General features: G+C 70.2%; 16 protein-coding genes. 9 read left to right on the top strand and 7 right to left on the bottom strand.

What is annotated here, in order from left to right; translation table 11 throughout:
- Nucleotides 1–20: 20 nt before the first annotated feature.
- From C466_RS06385 to C466_RS06375, 3 genes are all read right to left on the bottom strand, one after another.
- Nucleotides 21–650, bottom strand: coding sequence for an L-threonylcarbamoyladenylate synthase (locus C466_RS06385; protein WP_004598008.1), 630 nt, complete (start codon nt 648–650; stop codon nt 21–23).
- 83 nt (nt 651–733) lie between these two features.
- Nucleotides 734–1,243, bottom strand: coding sequence for a redoxin domain-containing protein (locus tag C466_RS06380; protein WP_004598007.1), 510 nt, complete (start codon nt 1,241–1,243; stop codon nt 734–736).
- A gap of 1 nt (nt 1,244) precedes the next feature.
- Nucleotides 1,245–1,505 carry a glutaredoxin family protein gene (locus tag C466_RS06375; RefSeq protein WP_004598006.1) on the bottom strand — a complete coding sequence of 87 codons (261 nt, stop codon included), beginning with the start codon at nt 1,503–1,505 and terminating at the stop codon, nt 1,245–1,247.
- A gap of 164 nt (nt 1,506–1,669) precedes the next feature.
- On the opposite strand from C466_RS06375, the gene C466_RS06370 reads away from it, so the two are divergent.
- Nucleotides 1,670–3,094, top strand: coding sequence for a hemolysin family protein (locus tag C466_RS06370; protein WP_049908392.1), 1,425 nt, complete (start codon nt 1,670–1,672; stop codon nt 3,092–3,094).
- Between the two features lie 435 nt (nt 3,095–3,529).
- On the opposite strand, the gene C466_RS06365 is transcribed toward C466_RS06370, so the two are convergent.
- Entirely contained in the window at nt 3,530–4,261 is a 732-nt protein-coding gene (locus C466_RS06365) for a DUF5781 family protein (protein WP_004598004.1), read from the bottom strand.
- Nucleotides 4,262–4,404: 143 nt separating this feature from the next.
- Here C466_RS06365 and C466_RS06360 point away from each other — a divergent pair, with 143 nt between their 5' ends.
- On the top strand, nt 4,405–5,424 hold the full coding sequence (locus C466_RS06360; RefSeq protein ID WP_004598003.1) for a WD40/YVTN/BNR-like repeat-containing protein: 1,020 nt from the start codon (nt 4,405–4,407) through the stop codon (nt 5,422–5,424).
- 60 nt (nt 5,425–5,484) lie between these two features.
- Here the strand turns inward: C466_RS06360 and C466_RS06355 are convergent, their stop codons facing one another.
- Nucleotides 5,485–6,204, bottom strand: a complete 720-nt coding sequence (locus tag C466_RS06355; protein ID WP_004598002.1) for a queuosine precursor transporter — start codon at nt 6,202–6,204, stop codon at nt 5,485–5,487.
- Nucleotides 6,197–6,412: a ribbon-helix-helix domain-containing protein gene (locus C466_RS06350; RefSeq protein ID WP_004598001.1), complete on the bottom strand. Its 216-nt coding sequence runs from the start codon at nt 6,410–6,412 to the stop codon at nt 6,197–6,199. Before C466_RS06350 ends, C466_RS06355 begins: the two co-directional genes overlap by 8 nt.
- Nucleotides 6,413–6,557: 145 nt before the next feature.
- On the opposite strand from C466_RS06350, the gene C466_RS06345 reads away from it, so the two are divergent.
- From C466_RS06345 to C466_RS06330, 4 genes are all read left to right on the top strand, one after another.
- Complete coding sequence (locus C466_RS06345; protein WP_004598000.1) at nt 6,558–7,139, top strand: biotin transporter BioY; 582 nt, start codon at nt 6,558–6,560, stop codon at nt 7,137–7,139.
- Between the two features lie 30 nt (nt 7,140–7,169).
- A complete protein-coding gene (locus C466_RS06340) occupies nt 7,170–7,961 on the top strand; it encodes an energy-coupling factor ABC transporter ATP-binding protein (protein ID WP_004597999.1) in 792 nt (263 codons plus the stop codon).
- A complete protein-coding gene (locus tag C466_RS06335) occupies nt 7,958–8,671 on the top strand; it encodes an energy-coupling factor transporter transmembrane component T family protein (protein WP_004597998.1) in 714 nt (237 codons plus the stop codon). Before C466_RS06340 ends, C466_RS06335 begins: the two co-directional genes overlap by 4 nt.
- Nucleotides 8,672–8,781: 110 nt before the next feature.
- Nucleotides 8,782–11,004, top strand: coding sequence for a (Fe-S)-binding protein (locus tag C466_RS06330; RefSeq protein WP_004597997.1), 2,223 nt, complete (start codon nt 8,782–8,784; stop codon nt 11,002–11,004).
- A gap of 33 nt (nt 11,005–11,037) precedes the next feature.
- Here the strand turns inward: C466_RS06330 and C466_RS06325 are convergent, their stop codons facing one another.
- Entirely contained in the window at nt 11,038–11,334 is a 297-nt protein-coding gene (locus tag C466_RS06325) for a DUF7853 family protein (protein ID WP_004597996.1), read from the bottom strand.
- A 215-nt stretch (nt 11,335–11,549) separates the two neighbouring features.
- Here C466_RS06325 and C466_RS06320 point away from each other — a divergent pair, with 215 nt between their 5' ends.
- The 3 genes from C466_RS06320 to pstA are packed head-to-tail and all read left to right on the top strand — an operon-like array spanning nt 11,550 to nt 15,357.
- Entirely contained in the window at nt 11,550–12,560 is a 1,011-nt protein-coding gene (locus C466_RS06320) for a PstS family phosphate ABC transporter substrate-binding protein (protein WP_004597995.1), read from the top strand.
- Nucleotides 12,561–12,616: 56 nt separating this feature from the next.
- Nucleotides 12,617–13,591 (top strand): phosphate ABC transporter permease subunit PstC, encoded by a 975-nt coding sequence (gene pstC / locus C466_RS06315; RefSeq protein ID WP_004597994.1) that lies wholly within the window; start codon nt 12,617–12,619, stop codon nt 13,589–13,591.
- The gene (pstA, locus tag C466_RS06310; protein WP_004597993.1) at nt 13,591–15,357 is read left to right on the top strand and encodes a phosphate ABC transporter permease PstA; all 1,767 of its coding nucleotides are present in this window, start codon (nt 13,591–13,593) and stop codon (nt 15,355–15,357) included. The genes pstC and pstA overlap by 1 nt, the downstream gene beginning before the upstream one ends.

The following is a 15,357-nucleotide window of genomic DNA, read 5'->3' as shown; positions in this document are numbered from 1 at the left end:
ACGCTTTTCGCCGGCTCTCTTCACTCCTCCACCGGCGGGTCCGCCAGCCACGCCTCGATGGCGCCGGCCATCGCGCCGCGCCGGTGGATCGTCCCCGCCTCGGGGTCGACGACGGTGCTCTCGGTGCCGGGCGCCTCCCCGTCGTCGATCACGGCGGCGACGCCCCCGCGGATCCGGTCGTCGAGGTCGGCCGGGTCCGTGACGCTGCCCGTCCCCGAGACGTTGGCGCTCGTCGCGGTGAGCGGGCCGGTCTCGTCGAGCAGCGCCCGCGCGAGGTCGTGGTCTGGCACGCGGATCCCGACGCGGTCGCGCCCGGCGGTGAGCGCGTCGGGCACCGGGTCGCCGCGCTCGACGACGACGGTCACCGGTCCCGGGAGGAACGCCCGCGCGAAGGCGACCGCACGCTCGGTCGGCCGGGCGTAGCGGAGCGCGTCGTCGACGCTCGCGACGCCGAGCGAGAGCGGGTTCGACCGGTCGCGGCCTTTCAGCTCGAAGACGCGTTCGACGGCGTCGGCGTCGAGCGCGTCGGCGCCCAGCCCGTACACCGTCTCGGTCGGGTAGACGACGGGCTCGCCGCGGTCGACGGCGGCGGCCGCCGCGCGCAGCTCGTCGGATCGGTCCGGTCGGTCGTCGCTCGTGTCGGCGGTCACGCGCGGTAGTTCGGCGGCGAGTTGAAAAAGGGTGACGAGTGTGTGCGATCCCGGAATCGATCGAGAGGGAATCGATTTCCCGATCAGTCGACGAGGTCGGCGACCGCGTCGCCGATCGCCTCGGCGTCGGGGAACTCGGGGTGTTCGCTCGCGACCCACGCGTACTCGACGGTGCGGTCGGAATCGAGGAGGAAGACGGCGGGGCGGCTCTCCGTGATCCCCGTCATCCCGTCGATCTCGTGCGCGAGGCCGTACTCCTCGACCACGGCCGCGCCCGGGTCGGAGAAGATCCGGACGCCGTCGCCGCGCTCGGCGAGCAGGCGCTTGTGGGCGTACGGCGTCGAGATGGAGACGCCGAGGACGTCGAGGTCGTCGCTCCACCCGTGGTCGTCGACCGTGTTGTAGAGGTAGGTGCCCTGGAACGTCCCGTCCATCGGGTGGAACAGGAGCAGCGTCGGGCCGTCGACGACGTCGTCGAGCGCGCGGTCCTCCCAGTACTCGCCGTTCACGAGCGGGCGGGTGAAGTCGGGCGCCGTGTCGCCCTCGGCGACGTGGTCCGTCTCGGGCAGGGAGACGACGTCGAAGTCGACCATCTCAGGCACCTCCCTCGCCGTAGGTCCCCTTCAGGTACTCGACGATGTTCGCGCTCTCGGACATGGTGACGCCGGTCTCGCGGTCGACGATCGCCGGGACGCTCCGGGCGCCGGAGACGCGCTTGACGACGTTGCGCTCGGAGTGCATCGGCTCGACGTACCGGGAGCGGTACTCGAGCCCGAGCTCGTTCAGCGTCCGGACCACGCGCTCGCAGAACGGACACGCCTGGAGCCGGTACAGGGTGATCTGTGGATCGCTCATGCCGCGTGATTCGCCCGCGAGACGGGTAATCGTGTCGGCAGCGGCACCCTCGGGGGCGGTTGATCTCCGCGACCGACGAGGCGGAGGCCTCGGCGGCGGTCGGACCGCGTCGGGGGTAGCCGAAGGGAACGCTTTAATCGCGGGGCGACGGATGACAAACGAATATGGGCTTGTCGTCTAGCGCGCCGGTGGTCGACCTCCTCCAGATACCGATGCCGGGCGATAGCGTCGTGACCGTCCTCGGGGCCGTCGCGATCCTCGTGTTGGTCGGGCTCTCGGCGTTCTTCTCCTCGTCCGAGATCGCGATGTTCTCGCTCCCGCAACACCGCATCGACAGCCTCGTCGACGAGGGGGTGACCGGGGCGGAGACGATCCGCGAGATGAAACAGAACCCCCACCGGCTGCTGGTGACGATCCTCGTCGGCAACAACATCGTCAACGTGGCGATGACCTCCATCGCCACCGCGCTGTTCGGGATCTACCTCTCCCGCGGCCAGTCGGTGCTGGCGACGACGTTCGGGATCACGACGCTCGTGCTGATCTTCGGCGAGAGCGCGCCCAAGTCGTACGCCGTCGAGAACACCGAGTCGTGGGCGCTCCGGATTGCCCGGCCGCTGAAGGCCTCCGAGTACGCGCTGTACCCGCTCGTCGTCCTCTTCGACTACATCGTCAAGGGGGTCAACAGCATCATCGGCGGCTCGGCGGCCATCGAGTCGACGTACGTCACCCGCGACGAGATCCAGGACATCATCGAGACCGGCGAGCGCGAGGGCGTCATCGAGGAGGAGGAGCGGGAGATGCTCGACCGCATCTTCCGCTTCAACAACACCATCGCCAAGGAGGTGATGACGCCGCGGCTCGACGTCACCGCGGTGGCGAAGGAAGACTCAGTCGAGGAGGCGATCGAGACGTGTATCCAGGCCGACCACGAGCGCGTCCCCGTCTACGAGGGGAACCTCGACAACATCATCGGCGTGGTCACCGTGCGCGACCTCGTCCGCGAGCTGCGCTACTCCGAGGGGACGCCCTCCTTAGAGCGCGTCGTCAAGCCCACGCTCCACGTCCCCGAGTCGAAGAACGCCGACGAGCTGCTCGCCGAGATGCAGGACAACCGCCTCCAGATGGTCACGGTCATCGACGAGTTCGGGACCACGGAGGGGATCATCACCCTCGAAGACATGGTCGAGGAGATCGTCGGCGAAATTCTGGAGGGCGACGAGGAGGCGCCGGTGGAGTTCGTCGACGACAACGTCGCGGTCGTTCAGGGCGAGGTGAACATCGACGAGGTCAACGAGATCCTCGGGATCGACCTCCCCGAGGGCGAGGAGTTCGAGACGCTCGCCGGCTTCGTCTTCAACCGCGCCGGGCGCCTCGTCGAGGAGGGCGAGGAGATCGAGTTCGACGAGATCCGGATCCGCATCGAGCGCGTCGACAACACCCGGATCATGTCCGCGCGCGTCACCGTCCTCGACGGCGACGCGCGGGCAAAGGGGTCGAGCGCCCCGGTCGAGGCGGCCGACTCGACCGACGAGGGCGAGACGGTCGAGGCGGACGGCGACGGCGAACCCGCGCAGAGCGACGCGGAATAGGACGGGGAGTACGAGGGGTTCGGAGAGCGGAGCGGTTGTTTATAAACGGCTGCCGGCGTTTCAGTGGCAAACGCGGGCGAAGTTCCAGCCGTTTATTTATAAGTAGTTGACAGCCGGGAGCTGAAGGACACCGACGAAATTCCAGCAGTTCGCTTATAAATGGCTGATAACGGATCGACGACGAACGCCTCGCGGCTGCCCCTTTGAGTCCCGCCCGACCGCGACCGCACGGCACCTCACACCTCCCCAGCCTCGTCAGTCGCCTCCGCTTCGCTCCGGCGACTGACTCCCTCACGCGTGCTGGCTCGCGGCCTGTCGGCCGCTCGCAGGCACGCGCCACCGCACAGCGTTCAGTTATAAGTAACCGCCGCGGTCGGTCCCGTCCCGAAAAGGCGTCGTCCGCGACTCGGCCGTCCGTGTGCCGCGTTCCGTTTTTTAAACGGCGTAGGCGCGGGCGGCCGCGACGAGCGCCTTCCGGTAGTCGCTCTCCGAGGGGTCGTGGCCGAGGTCGAGGAACCGCTCTTTGAACGCGTCGACGTCGACGGCGTCGGTGTCGCTGCCGGCCGCGCGCGCGAGGTCGTAGATGCGGTGGTCGGGGCCGGCGATGTCGTGCCGCTCGACGAGGGCGAGCGCGAACGCGGCGTTGACGGCCGTGATCTCGGGGTCGGCGCCGGCCGTCACCGGCGGCGAGCCGGTGCGCGACACGTCGGGTCGGTCCGCGACCGCAGTCGCCAGCGTCGATTCGAGGAAGCCGAGGAGCTTGTCCGCGGGCGCCACCGAGAGCGTGATGTCGTCGGCGTAGATGTCCTTCATGTGGTTCGCGATCTGGTAACAGTGCGCGAGCTTCCGGCGCTCGACCTTCTCGCCGGAGAGGCCGAGGTACAGCGCCTCTTCGGTCGACTGGAGGTGCGAGGGGTGGCCCTCCTCGTACCGCGCCATGTGCGCGAGCTCGTGGATCGCCAGCTCGCGCGCCATCGCGCTCGTGGCGGCCCGCCGCGAGACGTTCAGGACGTGGTGGTCGTCGTAGTGGCCGGCCCAGGTCCGCTCGTCCGGGTCCTCGCGGACCACGACGCGGACCGGCGCCTCCACGGAGCGCTCGGTCTCGAAGAGGTCCGCGGCGCCGAGAAACGGGTCGGGGGGAACGTCCCCCTGAACGCGAAGATCCATGCGTACAGTTCACACGGGAGCGGGCGGTAAGTCTCTTGCGCTCGTGGAACCCCGAATCGCGCGCGCGCCGGGCCCGACGCGCCGACGCCTCGCCCCCGCACGCCCGGCGTACCCTTTTGAGCCTCCTGACCGAACCTCGACGCATGCGCATCTACGCGGCCTACGACGACGGACTCCGAGTCGTCGACCCCGCGACCGGCGCGGTCGAGACGCGCCTCTCCGGCCAGCGCGTCGAGTGCCTCTCGGTCGCGCACGGCGAAGTCCGCGAAGACGCGGACGGCGCGACCGACCCGCCGCGCGTCCTCGCGGGGACGTTCGGCGCGGGCCTGTTCCGCTCCGTCGACGGCGGGAGCCGGTTCGCTTGCGTGACGGCCTCGACGCTCGGCCCCGACGGGTCCGGCCCGGACGCGGTGACCGCGGTCGCGACGAGCCCGCACGACCCCGACGTCGTCTGGATCGGCACGGAGCCCTCGCGGGCGTACCGCTCCGTCGACGGGGGCGAGACGGCCGAGCGCGTCGACGGGCTGACCGACCTCCCCTCCGCCGCGGAGTGGTCGTTCCCGCCGCGGCCCGACACCCACCACGTCCGGTGGATCGAGCCCTGCCCGGCCGACCCGGAGCGGTGGCTCGTGGGCATCGAGGCGGGCGCGCTCGCCGTGACGGCCGACGGCGGCGAGAGGTGGACCGACCGCCCGCCGGGGTCGCGCCGGGACACCCACGCGATGGCGACCCACCCCGACGCGCCAGACCGCGTCTACGCCGCCGCCGGCGACGGCTTCGCCGAGAGCGGCGACCGCGGCGACTCGTGGCGCGTCCGCGACGCCGGCCTCGATCACGGCTACGTCTGGGGGCTCGCGGTCGACCCCGGCGACCCCGACACCGCCCTGATCAGCGCGGCGGAGAGCGCGACGGCCGCCCACCGCCGCGGCGAGGCGTACCTGTACCGCTACCGCCGCGACGAAGGATTCGATCGGCTCGACGAGCGCGGATTCCCGACGGGGGAAGGCACCTATCGGGCCGTGTTGGCGTCCGGCCGCGCCCCAGGAGAGATCTGGGCGCTCTCGAACCGCGGGCTCTTCGTCACCCGCGACGCGGGCGACTCCTTCGAGCAGGTCCCGGCCGACCTCCCCGACCGGGCGGCGCGGGCGCTGTCGGTCGCGTGAGGCGAGAGAAAACGGCGCGACCGAGAACGAACGCCCCCGGTCCGGTCGGTTCCCGTTCGGTCAGTTCCGGACGGCGCCGACGATCAGGTAGACGACCGGCGTGTCGAGGACGGCGATCGCGAGCTTCAGCAGGTACTGGCCCAGCCCGAGCGCGAGCAGCGCCGGCGGTTCGAACGCGATCCCGACGCCGAACAGAGTCGGCGCGGCGTAGAAGGCGACGCCGACGAAGATGACGGTGTCGAGCGCCTGGCTCGTCGCCGTCGACGCGAGGTTGCGGAGCCACAGCATGCGCTCCCCGGTCCGGTCCCGGATCGCGTGGAAGACGAACACGTCCCAGTTCTGACTGACGACGTACGCCAGCAGGCTGCCGGCGACGATGTTCCCCGTCGGCCCGAGCGCGGTCTGGAAGGCGGCCGACACCTCGGGATCGACCCCGGGCGCCGCCAGCGTCGACCACACGAGCGCCAGCACGAGGAAGTTCGCGAGGAACGCGACGTTGACGACCACCTGCGTCGCCCGTCGGCCGTACAGCTCCGCGTAGCAGTCCGACGCGAGGAACGTGAGCGCGTACGCGAGCGCGGCGCCGGGCAGCAGGATCTCCGGACCGACGACCGGCAGCGCGAACGGGAGCGGCAGCGCGAGCACCTTCACGGCGGTGAGCTGCGCGGTCGCGAGCGCGACCGTGAACAGCGTGATCAGCGCCACCGCCGCGACCGCCGACCGGTCCAGCGGGTCGGCCCGGAAGGGACCGTCCTGACCGCCGGCGGTCCGGCTACTCATCGGTCTCCTCCGCCGACCCGGCCGCGGTCGACGGGGCGTCGTCGTCAAGCCGGTCGTGGCGGGCGTCGATCTCGTCGAGCAGGTCGAGGTTCTTGCGGATCGACGCGCGCACCGCGTCGCTGCGGTTCACGAACTTCCCGTCGTCGCCGACGTGCTCGTCGAGGTCGGCGAGCAGTTCCGCCGGGATCTCGACGCTTATCTTTGGCATACTCGCGTCGTGGACGCCGGGCGGGCATGAACGTTATTATCCGAGGATTATCGAGGAGCTCTCTCGGTGCTCGAACTCGGATTCGACCGGGGCGTCCCAGCTCGTAAACCGCTACGTTGAAGTGGGTTTACGAATCCGTTCGGGTATGGCAACCAACACGGAGTCCGTCGACCTCGTCGGCGACGAGGCGGCGACGAACCTCGCGCGCGCCGCGCTGTTCGCGGCGCTCGTCGGGGCGTTCGCGTACGTCACGTTCCCGAACCCGGTCTCGCCCGTGGACGTGACCCTCCAGGTGCTCGGCGTCTTCCTCGCGGGGATCTTCCTCGGTCCGGTGTGGGGCGGCGCGTCGCTGGTCCTCTACCTCGCGGCCGGCGCGCTCGGCGCGCCCGTCTTCGAGGGCGGGTCGGCCGGCGTGGGGGCCCTCGTCGGCCAGTCGGCCGGCTACCTCTGGTCGTACCCGGTCGCCGCGGCGGTCGTCGGCGCGGTCGTCCACCGGGGCGCGACGCTCCGCGACCTCGACGGCGTCGGCCTCCCGACGCTCGTCGGGGCGATGGTCCTCGGCACCGTCGTCATCTACGGGTTCGGCGTGGCCGGCCTCGCGCTCGTCCTCTCGCTCGGCCCGGTCGAGGCGGTCACGGTCGGCGCCGTCGCGTTCCTCCCGGCCGAGGCGCTGAAGATCGCCGCCGCGGTCGGCGTCGTCAGGTCCGACGCGATCGCCGCGACGTGAGCCGCTCGTGAGCGCACGCGAGGCGCAACCGTGATCGAACTCGACGGCGTCACGTGCCGGTACGGTCGGTCCGGGAGCGAGGGAGGTAACGGGGCGGACGGCGACTCCGACGACGCCGACGGCACCGCCGCTACCGTCGCGGTCGACGACGTCTCCCTCAGGGTCCCCGACGGCGAGTTCCTCGTCGCCGCGGGCGCGAACGGCTCGGGGAAGACGACGCTCGTGCGGACGTTCAACGGCCTCGTCGAGCCGGACGCCGGGACCGTGGCGGTGAACGGGACCCCGGTCGACGCGGACCTCGTCGCCGCGCGCTCGGCGGTCGGGATGGTGTTCCAGGACCCGCGCGACCAGCTGGTCGCCGCCACCGTCGGCGCGGACGTCGCGTTCGGCCCGGAGAACCTCGGCCTCTCGCATACGGAGATCGACCGGCGGGTCGACGAGGCGCTCGCGGCCGTGAACATGGCGGGCCGGGAGCGCGAGCGCGTCGACTCCCTGTCCGGGGGCGAGCGGGAACGCGTCGCCATCGCGGGCGCGCTCGCGATGGAGCCGGATCACCTCGTCCTCGACGAGCCGTTCACCGGCCTCGACGAGCCCGCGCGTCGGTCGGTCGTCGACCGGCTTCGGGCGCTTCACCGCGAGGGGACGAGCGTCGTCGTCGTCACGCACGATCTCCGCGACGTCGCCGCGCTCGCCGACCGGATCGTCGGGCTGGCGGACGGGCGAGTCGCGGTCGACGCGCCCCCCGAGGAGGCGGTCGAGTCCCTTCCCGGGCTGGACGTGCGGGTTCCCGAGGGCGGCGAGTTACGAAATCCGGCCGGATGACGCTTTCCTTCGTCCCCGGCGACTCGCTCGCCCACCGGCTCGACCCGCGGTCGAAGCTGCTCGTCCAGGTCGCGTTCGCGGCCGTCGCGTACGCGTACACCACGCCGCGGGGGCTCGCGCTTCTCACGCTCGTCGCCGTCGGCTGCCTGCTCGCCGCCGACGGTGGCGCCCGGGACCTGTGGAGCTACCGCGTCGCGTTTCCCGTCCTCCTCTTCGCCCCCCTCGTCGCGGGCGCGACGCTCGGCGCGCCGTGGTTTCGGGTCGAGCGCGCCGCGACGACGGGACTCGCGAGCTACCGCGTCCTGCTGCTGCTCGTCGTCGCGGCCGCGTACGTGCGGTCGACCCCGGTCCGCGAGTCGCGCGCGGCCCTCCAGCGGACGATTCCGGGACGGCCGGGCGTCTTCCTCGGCGTCGGCGTCGCGCTCGTCTTCCGGTTCCTCCCCCTGTTGAAACGGGACCTCGTCGCGACGCGCGAAGCGGTCCGAGCGCGTCTCGGCGCCGAACGCTCCCGCCGCGAGCGGATGCGGCTCGTCGCGGTCGGCGGGCTCTCGCGGGCGTTCTCTCGGGCTGACCGCCTCGGGACGGCGCTCGTCGCCCGCTGTTTCGCGTGGAACCCGACGCTCCCGCGGCTCGCGTTCCGTCGCGCCGACGCTCCGGCGCTGACGCTCGCGGCGGCCATGTTCGCGGCCGCGGTCCTGCGGATCGCGTGAGGCGGCTGCGCGTCGGCGGAGCGTGGCCCGACCCCCGAATCGCGTGAACGCCGAGCGACGAACTCCGCGTTGTGGCAAGCTTTAACCGGACCGTATCCCGGTGATCGATCATGATTCCTCTCCAGGCGGCCACCCGAGAGACCTTCTGGACGATCGGTCCGGTGGGGAAGGCTGCGTTCTACTGGCTCGCCGCCGTCGCGGTCCTCGTCTTCCTGTACGGCGTCTACGCCCGGTTCGCGGCGTACGCGCGCGGGAGCGCGGACCCGCGCGACAGACTGTCGAACCTCCCTGGCCGAGTCGCCGACGCCACGAAGACCGTCTTCGCGAACGAGAACCAGTTCGACGGGGACCTCTACACCGGCGTGATGCACACGTTCGTGCTGTGGGGGTTCCTCGTCCTCCTCGTCGCGACGACCATCCTCGGGATCGACATCGACCTCTACCGCCCGCTCACTGGCGAGTCCTTCTGGGTCGGCGACTTCTACTTGGCCTACCAGTTCGCCGTCGACGCGTTCGGCCTGCTGTTCGTCGTCGGCGTCGGCATGGCCGGCTACCGGCGCTACCGGACCCGCGAGGGGCGGCTGTGGGGGAAACACACCTCGCTGGAGGACGACGCGTTCGTCTGGACGCTGTTCCTGCTCGGGGTCGGCGGCTTCCTCGTCGAGGGCGTGAGCATGGTCGGCCAGCCGCAACGCGCGACCGAGACGGTGAGCTTCGTCGGGATGGCGCTCGCGACCGGGCTGGAGACCGCCGGGCTCACGGCCGCGGGCGCCGAGGCGATATACGGCGTCCTCTGGTGGAGCCACTCGCTGCTCGCGTTCGCGTTCGTCGCGTGGATCCCGTACGCGAAGCCGTTCCACATGATCTCCTCGTTCGCGAACGTCGTCGCCCGCGACGAGAACGCGGGCGCGCGGCTCCCGAACGTCCCCGCGGACCTCGATCACACCAACGCGGAGTCGCTCGACGACTTCACGTGGAAGGAGCTGATGGACGGCGACGCCTGTACGAAGTGCGGGCGCTGTACCGACGCCTGTCCCGCCGACACGGTCGGCCGCAACCTCGACCCGCGGAACGTCATCCTCGACCTGAAGTCGTACCGGGAATCGGTGAGCGACGACCCGGTCGCCGGGTCGGGCAGCGGGAACGGGCCGATGGCGACCGACGGTGGAACCGCCGCCGCCTCGGACGGCGGCGTGGCCGATTCCGCCGCCGCCTCCGACGGCGGCACCGTCCCAATCGTCGCAGACGAGGGCGGCGTCATCGACGCCGAGTCGATGGAGTCGTGCATGTCCTGTATGGCGTGCATGGACGCCTGCCCGGTCGACATCGAACACCTCACCTCGTTCACGAAGATGAACCGTCAGCTCGTCGACGAGGGGGCGGTCGACTCGAACCTCCAAGACGTGTTCCAAGACGTGATGCAGAAAGGGAACACCTTCGGCGAGTCGCAGTCGGCGCGGGGCGACTGGGCCGACGACCTCGATGAGGGGGTGGACGTCCCGGACGCCCGCGAGACCGAGGTCGAGTACCTCTGGTACGTCGGCGACTACCCGAGCTTCGACGACCGGAACAAGAAGGTCGCCCGCGCGCTCGCCCGCCTCTTCGACGAGGCCGACGTGTCGTTCGGCATCCTCTTCGACGACGAGAAGACCGACGGGAACGACGTCCGCCGGATCGGCGAGGAGTTCCTCTACCTCGAACTGGCGGGCCACCACGTCGAGACGTTCGCTGACTGCGAGTTCGAGAACATCGTCTGTACGGACCCGCACTCGTACAACACCATCAAAAACGAGTACCCCGAGGTCGACTTCGCCGAGTTCGCGGACGACCCGATGATGCCGTTCGAGCGCGAGGAGCCGTGGAACCCGGACGGGGGAATCGACGTGTTCCACTGGACGCAGGTGGTCGAGGAGCTGGTGAGCGAGGGGCGGCTCGACCTCTCCGGCGACGAGCTCGACTACACCGTCACCTACCACGACCCGTGTCACCTCGGCCGGTACAACGACGAGTACGAGGCGCCCCGCGAGCTGATCCGCGCGACCGGCGCGGACCTCTACGAGATGCCCCGCTCGCGGGACGACTCCTTCTGCTGTGGCGGGGGCGGCGGCGGCCTCTGGACCGAACACGAGGAGGAGGTGAAGCCGAGCGAGGAACGCCTCCGCGAGGCGGTCGAGGACACCGACGCGGGCGCCGCGATCGAGAAGTTCGTCGTCGCCTGCCCGATGTGTACGACGATGTTCGAGGACGGCCGGAAGACCGGGGACTTCGAGGACGACGTGGAGATCGTCGACGTGGCGGAGCTGCTGATCGAGGCGGTGGAGGCCGGCCCGTAGCGGTCGGGGGCTCTTTTCCCGCGGTCGTCGACGCTACGCGCGCCGCGACCGCGCGTCCGTCGCGTCGTCGGTGCGGCGCAGCAGCGCGCGACCAGGAGCGCGGTCGCGGACCGGCGCGTCGCCGAGGTAGTCGACGAGCGCGTCCCGGAGCAGCGCGATGTCCTCGTCGTCGAGCGCCGCGCCCCGCTCTATCGACTCGATCGGACGGCGGTACGCGACGTCCTCGTCGGTCGCGCGCTGCGCGGCGTCGAGCAGCGCGGCGTGAGCCACCCACGCCTCCTCCCGGGAGGTGGTCGGCGCCGGCGGCCCGTCGGTGGTGGGAGGGGTCATTCGTCCGGGTTCTCCCGGTACGAGGACTTAAAACCACGTCTCGGTTCGGGACCGCGGACGGCCCGGAGACCCCGCGCTCGACCCGACGGCGGCGGTCCGCCGAACGCGCGTCGCTATATAGCGTATATAGTAGAACATAGTCGTACAGGGCCGTACGCGTCACCCCGTACCCCTCATAGCATACTACTTAACCGGAACTCGCCCATCCACGGGTGATGGCTTCCAGCCACGACGCGGACACAGCGGGAATCACACGGCGGAAATCGCTCGCGGCGATCGCAGGTGCCGGAGCGCTCGGGCTCGCGGGCTGTACCCAGAGCTCCGACGGCGGGGACGGCTCCGACGGCGGGGACGGCGACGATGAGATCTCCGGCCCGATCAACATCGCCGGTTCGAGCACGGTGTTCCCGCTGATGAGCGCGGTCATGGAGGACTTCGCGGAGGAGTACCCGGGCGTCGACCCCGACATCAGCTCGACCGGCTCCGGCGGCGGGTTCTCGAACTTCTTCTGTACGGGCGACACGGACTTCAACAACGCGAGCCGTCCGATCCAGCCGGAAGAGGAAGAGCTGTGCGCCGACAACGGCGTCGAGTACATCGAACTGATCGCGGCCACCGACGCGCTCACCGTCGTCGTCAACCCCGACGCCGACTTCGTCGACTCGCTCACGACCGACGAGCTCGCGCAGATCTGGAAGTCGGACCCCGCCCAGACGTGGGACGAGGTCCGCGACGAGTTCCCGAACGAGGAGATAAACCGCTTCGGCGCCGCCGACACCTCCGGCACGTACGACTACTTCATCGAGGCGATCCTCGAGGAGGAGGGCCACACCAGCGACTACCAGGCGACCGAGCAGGACAACACGATCGCACAGGGCGTCGCCGGCGACCCGTACGCGATCGGCTACTTCGGCTTCGCGTACTACTTCCAGAACCCCGACCAGCTGAAGGCGCTCGGGATCGACGACGGCGACGGGCCGGTCAAGCCGAGCCTCGAAACCGCCTCCTCGGGCGAGTACACTCCGCTCTCGCGGCCCCTGTTCACCTACCCGTCGATCGAGTCGCTCGGCGAGGAGCACATCGCCGAGTTCGCCCGGTACTTCGTCGAGCAGACGACCAACGAGGACCTCGTCGCCGGCGACGTCGGCTACGTCCCCGCCACCGAGGAGACGCAGGAGGAACAGATGCAGAAGCTCGAAGACGCGATCGAGCAGGCGCAGGGCTGAGCCGGCGCGATGAACCGGTGTATTGATTTACGACTGCGTTCGATACCCCACCGTTCGTGACTGACAGCACAGAGAGTCCCGACCTGACCCGGCGGGGCGGGCTCACACGACTGAAGGAGGGCACCTATGGCGGGCTTTTCGCGGCGTGTGCGGCGATCACCCTGCTCACGACGGCCGCGATCTTCGTCACGCTCCTGTCGGACGCGGTGGTGTTTTTCCGGTCGATTTCGATAGTCGAGTTCCTCACCGGCACCAACTGGAGCCCGAACCCGGCCGGCGGCGGGCAGGCGTTCGGCATCATCCCGCTGCTGATCGGCACCCTCACCGTGACGATCACGGCGGCGTTCATCTCGATCCCGATCGGGACGCTCACCGCCATCTACCTCAGCGAGTACGCGACCCCGAACGCCCGGTCGATCCTGAAACCGCTCCTGGAGATTCTGGCGGGGATCCCGACGGTCGTGTACGGGTACTTCGCGCTGGTGTACGTCACGCCGGCGCTGAAGGCGACACTGTTCCCGGAGATGAGCACGTTCAACGCGCTCGCGGCGTCGATAATGGTCGGGATCATGACGATCCCGATGGTGTCGTCGATCTCCGAGGACGCGATGAGCGCGGTGCCCGACGAGCTTCGCCAGGCCGGCTACGGCCTCGGCGCGACCAAGTTCGAGGTGTCGACGGGTATCGTCGTCCCGGCGTCGATCTCCGGGATCGCCTCCTCGTACATCCTCGCCGTCTCCCGCGCCATCGGCGAGACGATGATCGTCGTCGTCGCGATGGGCGCGCAGGCGCGGATGCCCGAGGTCCAACAGGCGCTGTTCGGGATCCCGTTCGTCAACCCCGCAGACGTCCTCCTCCAGTCCGGGATGACGATCACCGTCGCGATGGTCCAGATCACCGGCGGCGACCTCACCGGCGGCACGCTCCCGTACAACTCGATGTTCGCGCTCGGCCTCGCGCTGTTCGCGGTAACGCTCGTTATGAACGTGATCAGTGATATCATCGCACAACGCTACCGGGAGGAGTACTGATGGCGACCGAAAATCCGAACGCGGACGGGTTCGGCGAGGTCAGCCGCGTCAGAGGAATCGCCTTCGAGTACCTCTCGTTCGGCGCGAGCGTGTTCGGCCTCGTCGCGCTCGGCGTGCTGCTCGTCTACGTCGCCATCGACGCCTTCGACCTGGCGAACGCCAGCCCCGAGTGGCTGCTGACGTACTTCCTCACGCTCGTCGTCCCGTTCATCGTCTTCTGCCTGTACAGCGCGAACGACCGCGACGTCACTCGGCGAGCACTCGTCGCGCTCGGCGGCGGGCTCGTCGCGGTCGCCGTGCTGTTTTCCGCGATTGAGGCCCTTCTCGTCCCGATCCCGCGGCTCAACTGGCAGCTCGCGTACCTCTTCGTGGTCGCCGCCCCCGTCACGGCGTACCTCGCGTACGTCGGGAGCGGGGGCCGCGTCGGCGCGGTCGGCTTCGGACTTCTCGGCCGGCTCGTCGGCGGCGCCGCGCTCGGTCTCGCGGTCGGGACGCTGTTCTTGGTGTTCGACTCTCTCGTCTGGTTCCTCGCGTACACGCTCGGCGTCCTCCCGGCCGTCGGGCTGTACGCATTCGGGCGGGTTCGCGAGTCGCCGCGGGCGCGGACCGCGGCGACGCCGGTGGGCCTCGTCGGTCTGACCGCCGCGGTGTTCCTCCGCGACGTGATCGCGACGTACCCGTCGGACCTCATCATCTACCTCTGGACGATCGCGGTCCCCGTCGCGGCCGCCGGGGCGCTCCTCGTCGCCGACCGCAGGGGTCGCGTCGCTGCGGCCGCCGTCGGCGGCGTCCCGCTCGCCGCGGCGACCGCGGGGGGCTTCCTGGCCGCGGGCGCCGGGCTGCCGGCTCCGACCGTGCTCCTCGCGATCGCCCTGACCGGCGTGCCGACGGCCGTGTACGTCTCCCGCGTCGTTGACGGCGGCGAGGGGCTCGCCGGGCTCGGGCTCCCGCTGCTCCTCGCCGCGGGCGCGATCGCCGGGGCGCTGATCGTCGAGGCGTTGGGCGTCCCGGCGCCGAACCCGTGGCTCGACGCGTCGTTCCTCTCCGAGGCGCCCTCTCGGACGCCGTCGGAGGCCGGTCTCTACCCCGCCATCGTCGGCTCCGTCATCATCATCGCGATGGTCGCCGTGTTATCGTTCGCGCTCGGCGTCGGGACCTCCGTCTTCTTGGAGGAGTACACGCCAGGCACCGGTCCGCTCGGGACGCTGACCCGGATCCTCCAGGTCAACATCGCGAACCTCGCGGCGGTCCCGTCGGTCGTCTACGGGCTCCTCGGCCTGGGGCTGTTCGCGAACCTCCTCGGGCTCGGGATCGGGACGGCGGTGACCGCGGCGCTGACGCTGTCGCTGCTCATCCTCCCGATCACGATCATCTCCGCCCAGGAGGCGATCCGATCGGTCCCGGACGACCTCCGGCGCGGCTCCGACGCCATGGGCGCGACGCGCTGGCAGACGACGAAGAACGTCGTGCTGCCCGAGGCGATGCCGGGGATCCTCACCGGGACGATCCTCGCGCTCGGACGGGCCATCGGCGAGACGGCGCCGCTGATCATGATCGGCGCGGCGACGACCGTGTTCAGGGCGCCGGACAGCCTGTTCAGCCGGTTCAGCGCCATGCCGATGCAGATCTACACGTGGGCCGGCTTCCCGCAGGCCGACTTCCGGTACGGCGTCGTCGCCGCAGGCGTTATCACGCTGCTGATCATTCTCGTCGGCATGAACGGCACGGCCATTCTGCTGCGGAACCGCGCGGAACGGGGGAGCTAG

It is taken from the genome of Halorubrum distributum JCM 10118 (assembly GCF_000337335.1).
Lineage (GTDB): Archaea > Halobacteriota > Halobacteria > Halobacteriales > Haloferacaceae > Halorubrum > Halorubrum distributum.
This window is presented reverse-complemented; position numbering and strand designations above follow the sequence as displayed.

Excerpts from the sequence above, each read along its gene's own strand:
- C466_RS06355 (WP_004598002.1), bottom strand. The coding sequence starts at position 6,204 with ATGAGTAGCCGGACCGCCGGCGGTCAGGACGGTCCCTTCCGGGCCGAC.
- C466_RS06335 (WP_004597998.1), top strand. The coding sequence starts at position 7,958 with ATGACGCTTTCCTTCGTCCCCGGCGACTCGCTCGCCCACCGGCTCGAC.
- C466_RS06365 (WP_004598004.1), bottom strand. The coding sequence starts at position 4,261 with ATGGATCTTCGCGTTCAGGGGGACGTTCCCCCCGACCCGTTTCTCGGC.
- C466_RS06370 (WP_049908392.1), top strand. The coding sequence starts at position 1,670 with ATGGGCTTGTCGTCTAGCGCGCCGGTGGTCGACCTCCTCCAGATACCG.
- C466_RS06320 (WP_004597995.1), top strand. The coding sequence starts at position 11,550 with ATGGCTTCCAGCCACGACGCGGACACAGCGGGAATCACACGGCGGAAA.
- C466_RS06360 (WP_004598003.1), top strand. The coding sequence starts at position 4,405 with ATGCGCATCTACGCGGCCTACGACGACGGACTCCGAGTCGTCGACCCC.
- pstA (WP_004597993.1), top strand. The coding sequence starts at position 13,591 with ATGGCGACCGAAAATCCGAACGCGGACGGGTTCGGCGAGGTCAGCCGC.
- C466_RS06350 (WP_004598001.1), bottom strand. The coding sequence starts at position 6,412 with ATGCCAAAGATAAGCGTCGAGATCCCGGCGGAACTGCTCGCCGACCTC.
- C466_RS06330 (WP_004597997.1), top strand. The coding sequence starts at position 8,782 with ATGATTCCTCTCCAGGCGGCCACCCGAGAGACCTTCTGGACGATCGGT.
- C466_RS06325 (WP_004597996.1), bottom strand. The coding sequence starts at position 11,334 with ATGACCCCTCCCACCACCGACGGGCCGCCGGCGCCGACCACCTCCCGG.
- C466_RS06380 (WP_004598007.1), bottom strand. The coding sequence starts at position 1,243 with ATGGTCGACTTCGACGTCGTCTCCCTGCCCGAGACGGACCACGTCGCC.
- C466_RS06375 (WP_004598006.1), bottom strand. The coding sequence starts at position 1,505 with ATGAGCGATCCACAGATCACCCTGTACCGGCTCCAGGCGTGTCCGTTC.
- C466_RS06345 (WP_004598000.1), top strand. The coding sequence starts at position 6,558 with ATGGCAACCAACACGGAGTCCGTCGACCTCGTCGGCGACGAGGCGGCG.